Origin of the sequence: Marinitoga sp. 1138, from assembly GCF_013363265.1 — a bacterium.
Taxonomy (GTDB): Bacteria; Thermotogota; Thermotogae; order Petrotogales; family Petrotogaceae; genus Marinitoga; species Marinitoga piezophila.
In genome coordinates, this window is the sequence record NZ_LBFA01000003.1 from 1 (window position 1) to 3827 (window position 3827).

Below are 3827 nucleotides of genomic sequence, written 5' to 3' on the forward strand. Positions count from 1 at the left end.
CTAACCTTTTTTTCAAAATCCCCTTTCTCTTTCACCACACTTCTGGGCTTCCTTTTTTCACATATTCATTCTTTTTATTTTTTTATTTTTTTATTTACACACTTTTTATTATACTACCATCATTTATAATAATGTTTCCTGAAGTTGGTTTCAATAATTTTAAAATCTGTCTTATTAATGTTGTTTTTCCTGCTCCATTTGGACCAATTAATCCAATAATTTCATTTGTTTTTAAACTAAAATTTATATTATTATTTGCTCTTACTCCATTTGGATATGTTTTGCTTATTTTTTCTACTTTTAATAATTCTTCCATTTGTTATACCTCCAGAGGATAATTGCTTAATAATATAAATTTTTATCAGTAAGCTTTTCTAATTCACCTTTTTCGATTTTTAGTTTCTCATCACATATCTCTAATGTTGATTTCCTATGTGTTATTAAAACTATTATTTTTCCTTCTTTTTTTAACTTTTTTAAAATTTCATGTATTATTTCCTCATTTTTCGCATCCATTGCAGATGTAAATTCATCAAGTAAGATAATCTGAGGTTCTGATATTAATGCTCTTGCTATTGCTATCATTTGCTTTTGACCACCAGATAAATTTATATTCTGCACTTTTTCCTCTATTCCATTTTCAAATTTTGATATTATTTTTTCCAGATCAGTTATTTTCAAAATTTCCTCAAATTTCTCTTTTGAAATCTTTCTTCCCATCAATATATTTTCTTTAATACTACAATTTTTAAATAATACGGGTTCTTGTTCCACATATCCAATATGTTTTCTTAATATATTACTTTCTATTGTTTCTTTATCATTTAATTTTATTTTTCCTTTTTTCGGTATATATAGACCTGTTATTACATTAAATAAAGTTGTCTTTCCTACTCCATTCTCTCCTGTTATACATATTATTTTTCCTTTTTGTAGGTTTAAATTTACTGTTTCAAGTATTTTTTCATTATTAAAACCATATTCGATATTTTCCAGTTGAATTGAATTAATATTTTCTATTTTTTTCTCTTCAACCTTTTCTTCTTCATATTTTGTTATATCAACTATTCTCTTTATCCCACCCCATGAGCTTCTAAGTACCATATTTACCTTCATTAATAATTGCAAAGGTGACATCAATGTTTGAATAAATGTCCAAAAAGCTATTAATGTTCCAAGAGTTATTTCATTTTTTATAATTAAATATCCTCCATATCCAAATACTCCAACTGTTATTAATCCATTTATGGAATTACCTATTGCTCCGGATAATTTTATAAATTTTATAAACTTTTTCCCAACATTATAATGGTTATATAATATAGTATCCATCATTTCTTCTGTCCAACTATACACATTCATTACTTTTATTGTTTTTATATTATTTATAATATCTACTAATAAATTTGTAATTTCTCCAAATTTTTCTCTTTCAATAATTGAGATATGTTCTGCTTTTTTATTTATGATCTTCAAAATTAAAAGGGATATTATTGTTAAAATTATTGGCACCATTGCTAGTTTCCAATTTAAATAAAACATCATTCCTATTATTCCTGCAATTTGTAATATCGATAATACAAAAACTGGAAACACCTGAGAAACTACAACTCCAACCATTTCAAGATCTGACATTAATTTTGATATTAACTCACCTGAATTAATTTTCATAAAAAATTCATATGGTAATTTTGTTAATTTTATTATAATTTCTTTTCTTATATCACGTTTGGCTATTAATGCATTCATCTCAAATATTATTTCACCTAAATAACTTATCACAGAAGTTGCAATCAATACTCCTATCATTATAAATATATATTTAAAGAGAATTTGAAAATTTTTTTCTGGTATTACAACATCTATCATATATTTAATCAGCATTGGAAAAACCAATGCTGATATTGCCATCAAACCAATAAATAAAATAGCTATTATTTGTCTTTTCCAATATCTTTTAAATATTTTGAATAAAAAATTATATATTTCTTTTTTTTCTAATTTGTTGTCATCTCTTCTTTTTTCCATATAAATAATTCACCTTCTTTCTTTTCTGAATAATTTAAACATCTTGGATCATGTTTGTTTATATCTCCATAATATTTATATGCAACTGCTCTGCAGCCACCATTACAGGTACTAAATTTATCACACTGAATACATTCTTTTAAATCTAAATTATATCTAAATCTATTCGCTTTTTCGGAAAACCATATATCTTTTATAGATTTTTCGAATATATTTCCATAACTGAATGCCGATTTATTTATTCCTTCTACTACATCACACAATATAACTTCCCCATCAGAACATATTTGCATTGCAACTTTTGCACCGCCACAGGTTATATTTTTTGCAAATTTTTGTAATCCATATGTAATTTTGATACTTCCATTGTATATTTTTTCATATTTTTCTTTTAACGATATTGCATATTTTATTTCATTTTCTGTCAATGTTTGGGATAAAATTCCTCTTCCAATTGGAAGTATAGGAACTACTCTAATTTCTTCAACACCTAAAAAAGGTAATTTCTGAAATAAAATTTCTAAATCATTTAAGTTTTCCTTAGATAAAGTTATTCGCCCCCTGGTTTTTATATTAAACACATTGCACCAATAAAAAGCTTCTATAACTTTGTTAAAATCTTCTTTCTTTAAACCTGTTATTCTGGACCATTTTTCTGGTTCCCATGCATCTATACTTATTTGAATGTTTCTTAAACCCGCATCAACTAATTCTATAATTTTTTCTTTTGATAGAATTGTTCCTTTTGTTGAAACTTCATAATTTATTCTTTTTTTCCCAAAAAATTAATAATTTTAGCTAATCCAGAATGAGCTATAGGATCACCGCCTGATAAAGATACATATTCTACTTTTCCTAATTCTTCAGCTTCTTCAATAATTGAAATAACTTTTTCGGTTGGTAAATATTTTTTAGTATTATTTGAATTGAAATTACCAAAACAATAATTACAATTTAAAGGACAATAATCCGTTAAAGAAAAACCTATACTATTAATTTTATGTGGAATAATAATAGGACTATCAATTTCAGGAATAAAAAGATATTCATTCTCAGTATATTTCGACAATCTTTTATGTAATTTTTGAGGTAAAAAATTTATTATATTAATTTTATTAAATTTGTCTATTAAAATATGTAAATCATTTTTTACTATATCAATCGAAACTTCATATAAATTTGATATCTTTTCACTAATATCTTCAAAAGTTTTAGTTCCGTCACACAACGATAAAAATAAAGCTTCTGTTTGACTTAAAAATATCAGATTACTTCCACCCACACGCTTTAAAATAGCGCCTTTATTAGTTTTTATTAAATTTACTTTTGGGGATAATAATAATATTTTATTTTTCATTTTGTTCCTCCTTACTTGATAATTTTTAAAATACGTTTCCCATCTTGTTTTATGATGGGAAACGTTTAACTATATTTACTAATAATTATGTAGTTACCATATAACTCCGCATACTACTATAGCAGATTGACAAAAAGAACATTCAACAACAGGTTCTATTTTACTATTAATAAAATAATAACCTTTTAACATTTTAACCACTCTCCTTTAAATTTATATATAATCATGGTGATTTACCACGTTACCCAACAAACAACAATAGCTCCTTGACAAAAAGAGCATTCAGCAACAGGTTCCATCTTATTGTTAATAAAATAATAACCTTTTAGCATTTTATAACCTCCTTATATTTCCTTCTATTTTATATTTTTCTGGCGCCAGAACAAAACAGCCGGCTGAAAAGATTTAAATTTTTGATATAATATCTACGTAGATATAAAAT

3 protein-coding genes and 1 pseudogene are annotated in these 3827 nt (G+C 25.1%); all 4 read right to left on the reverse strand.

What is annotated here, in order from left to right; genetic code table 11:
- Positions 1–94 precede the first annotated feature (94 nt).
- Positions 95–316, reverse strand: coding sequence for an ATP-binding cassette domain-containing protein (locus XO11_RS10585; protein WP_075780161.1), 222 nt, complete (start codon positions 314–316; stop codon positions 95–97).
- Between the two features lie 26 nt (positions 317–342).
- Complete coding sequence (locus tag XO11_RS01560; RefSeq protein ID WP_014295735.1) at positions 343–2028, reverse strand: ABC transporter ATP-binding protein; 1686 nt, start codon at positions 2026–2028, stop codon at positions 343–345.
- Entirely contained in the window at positions 1998–2321 is a 324-nt protein-coding gene (locus XO11_RS10470) for an SPASM domain-containing protein (RefSeq protein ID WP_254873283.1), read from the reverse strand. Before XO11_RS10470 ends, XO11_RS01560 begins: the two co-directional genes overlap by 31 nt.
- Before the next feature lie 273 nt (positions 2322–2594).
- Positions 2595–3385 (reverse strand): annotated as a pseudogene (locus tag XO11_RS10395) (PqqD family peptide modification chaperone); the annotation flags it as partial.
- Between the last annotated feature and the right edge of the window lie 442 nt (positions 3386–3827).